Source organism: Neisseria sp. P0021.S005, from assembly GCF_051956955.1.
Genome location: NZ_JBQCWY010000315.1, coordinates 1 through 3,452, shown reverse-complemented (window position 1 = coordinate 3,452; position 3,452 = coordinate 1). Strand labels below are relative to the sequence as shown.

At 51.4% G+C, this 3,452-nt stretch carries 3 protein-coding genes; 2 read left to right on the top strand and 1 reads right to left on the bottom strand.

Annotated features, from left to right (window positions below):
* Window positions 1-853 (bottom strand): sodium-dependent transporter (locus tag ACTHUE_RS13365; RefSeq protein ID WP_440423703.1); only part of this gene is annotated, 853 nt, incomplete at its 3' end.
* A gap of 830 nt (window positions 854-1,683) precedes the next feature.
* Here ACTHUE_RS13365 and gap point away from each other — a divergent pair.
* Together gap and ACTHUE_RS13355 are read left to right on the top strand one after the other, a co-directional pair.
* Window positions 1,684-2,712: a type I glyceraldehyde-3-phosphate dehydrogenase gene (gap, locus tag ACTHUE_RS13360; protein ID WP_003748138.1), complete on the top strand. Its 1,029-nt coding sequence runs from the start codon at window positions 1,684-1,686 to the stop codon at window positions 2,710-2,712.
* 100 nt (window positions 2,713-2,812) lie between these two features.
* The coding region (locus ACTHUE_RS13355) for a UvrD-helicase domain-containing protein (RefSeq protein WP_440423701.1) at window positions 2,813-3,452 on the top strand (640 nt) is incomplete at its 3' end.

The following is a 3,452-nucleotide window of genomic DNA, read 5'->3' as shown; positions in this document are numbered from 1 at the left end:
CGATACCGTTGGATGCCACTTCGCTGACTTCTTTGCCTGCGGCTTGAGCCATAAAGCCCAATGCGGCAAATACGCCGATACCGGCGAGCAACTCAAAGCTGCTGTTGGCAAAGCCGACAACCAAGCCGGTGCCGCCCAAGTCGGTTTTTTTCTTCAGGTAAGAAGAATAAGTAATCATGATGCCGAAGCAGATGGAGAGCGAGAAGAAGATCTGACCATATGCGGCTACCCAGACTTTCGGATCCGCCAAGCGGCTCCAGTCAGGCGTAAACAAAGCGTCCAAACCTTTTGCCGCACCCGGCAGAGTCAGCGCAATGCCCACCATGATGACAAACATTACCACCAACAAAGGCATGAAGAATGTGGACGCACCGGCCACACCTTTTTGCACGCCCAAAGCCATAATCGCCAGCGTAAACACCCACACGGCAATCAACGGACCGGCAACTTTGCCGACAAAATCCAAGCCCAAGTCTTTGGCATCGGCCATTTGCAGGAAGTCTTTGAAGAAGAAGGTCTGCGGATCCGTACCCCATGCCGAAGTCAAAGAATAATAGGCATAGCTTGCCGCCCAGCCGACAATCACGGCGTAGTAGATACAGATGATGACGTTGGTCAGAAAGTTCCACCAACCCACCGGCTCAAACCAACGGCCGAGGCGGCGGAAGGCCAAAGGAGGCGAACCGCGGTAACGGTGGCCGATGGCATAGTCGAGCAGCAACAGTGGAATACCCGCCGTCAACAGCGCAACCAAATAAGGGAGGACGAAAGCACCGCCGCCGTTGTCGAAGGCGATGTAAGGGAAACGCCAAATGTTGCCTAAGCCCACGGCCGAGCCGATGGCGGCAAACATAAAGGCACGGCGACTGCTAAACGTCGCGCGTTCGCTGGATTGAGAATTTGACACGATGAACCTCTTAAAAATCGAGTGTCGTCAAGGCCTCCCGGCCTTGCGCGTATATATTTAGAAATCAGGTCGGACAAACCGGCCGGTTAAAATAGATATTCGGACAAGGATAATATCCGGTATTTAAAGAATGCACCGCTTATGGCCATGCAAACATAATCTGACCTTATCGTAAAAAAATTTAACACTGTTGGCAAGTCAGTATTGCATTAAAATCGCAAGGAAAATCTTCATGCACTACGACTAAAATCTTCATACACTTCTTTATATACAAGCCAAACGCAACACACAAGCCCCGTTTCCCCCTCCCCTTCCCATTGACAACCGCCCTCGTCGCAAACCGCCTTTCCCTTATCCCGTAAGGAAAAGCGGCAACCCAACGCATTCAAACCCCCCGTCATCAAAATGTTTCAGACGGCCTGTTTTCCTTCCGTCCAATCCGGGCCGTCTGAAAATTTCACTGTTGCATGTTGTAATCAAGAAACCACTCCAGAATTCCGTTTAATATAAACAAAAACAATCCGCCTTTTTCTGCGCCCTTCATCACCATCATTTAAAATAAGCATAAAATATCAAAAATAAAATGAATAAAAAATAAAATGACAAAAAATCAAAAATAAGATTAATTTTAAACCCGTATTTCTACTCTAATCATCCACAATCAAAAATAATCAAACCAAAAAATTTCAATAAAACATTAATTACACAGCACTACATTTTTGCTATAATTGCCGCCATTCAATCCACAACCCAAACCCAAAAGAAGAGGAAAAGCCATGGGTATCAAAGTTGCCATCAACGGTTACGGCCGCATCGGCCGCCAAGTAGTGCGCGCTATTTTCGACTACAAACTGCAAGACCAACTCGACATCGTTGCCATCAACGCCAGCGGCAGCATCGAGACCAACGCCCACCTGACCAAATTCGACACTGTTCACGGCCGCTTTGACGCCGATGTTTCCCATGATGAAAAACACCTCATCATCAACGGTAAAAAAATCCCTTACTTCTCCACCCGCAATCCTGCCGAATTGCCATGGGGTGAATTGGGCGTTGACCTGGTCATGGAATGTACCGGCGCGTTCACCAGCAAAGAGAAGGCCAAAATCCACTTGGAAAGCGGCGCGAAAAAAGTGCTAATTTCCGCTCCCGGCGGCGATGACGTTGACGCAACCATCGTTTACGGCGTAAACGACGACGTGATTACCGGCGACATGACCGTTATCTCCAATGCCTCCTGTACCACCAACTGCCTGGCACCCGTAGCCAAAGTGTTGAACGAAAACATCGGCATCGTAAACGGCGTGATGACCACCATCCACGCGCTGACCAACGACCAAACCGTCACCGACGTACGCCACAAAGACCTGCGCCGTGCGCGTAGCGGCGTGGAAAACATGATTCCGACCAAAACCGGCGCGGCAAAAGCCGTCGGCTTGGTATTGCCTGCCCTGAAAGGCAAACTCGACGGCCTCGCCATCCGCGTACCGACCGTCAACGTTTCCCTGGTTGACCTGAGCTTCCAAGCAAGCCGCGAGACTTCTGTCGAAGAAATCAACGCGCTGATGAAAGCCGCTTCCGAAGAAGGCCGTCTGAAAGGCGTTTTGGGTTACAACACCCTGCCGCTGGTCTCTATGGACTTCAACCACACCACCCAAGCCAGCACATTCGACTCTACGCTGACCAAAGTAACCGAAGGCAAAATGGTTAAAGTGTTCGCATGGTACGACAACGAGTGGGGCTTCAGCTGCCAAATGCTGAATACCGCGCGCCGTATGTTCGGTTTGGAAGTACGTCCGTTCTAATCGGCTTCCAACACAAAGGCCGTCTGAAACATCTTTTCAGACGGCCTTTTGTATTTCCTTTAAAATATCGCATTCCCATTTCTTTTCAGACGGCCTCTTCATGTTTCCCAACGAATCCGCCCCCAATCTCCTGCAAGGCTTAAACCCCGAACAACTCTCCGCCGTAACCTGGCCGCCGCAATCCGCCCTCGTTTTGGCAGGCGCAGGCAGCGGCAAAACGCGCGTACTGACCACGCGCATCGCATGGCTTTTGCAAAGCGGACAAGCCAGCGTGCACAGCATTATGGCGGTAACGTTTACCAACAAAGCCGCCAAAGAAATGCAGACCCGTTTGGGCGCGATGATTCCCGTCAACGTCCGCGCCATGTGGCTCGGCACGTTCCACGGCCTCTGCCACCGCTTTTTGCGCCTGCACCACCGCGACGCCGGCCTGCCCTCTTCCTTCCAAATCCTCGACAGCGGCGATCAGCTTTCCCTGATCAAACGCCTGCTCAAAAGCCTCAACATCGCCGAAGAAATCATCGCGCCGCGTTCGCTGCAAGGCTTTATCAACGCGCAAAAAGAATCCGGTTTGCGCGCTTCCGTGTTGAGCGCGCCCGATCCGCACACACGCCGCATGATTGAGTGCTACGCCGAATACGACAAAATCTGCCAACGCGAAGGCGTGGTCGATTTTGCCGAACTCATGCTCCGCAGCTACGAAATGCTGCAAAACAACGAAATCCTGCGCCAGCACTACC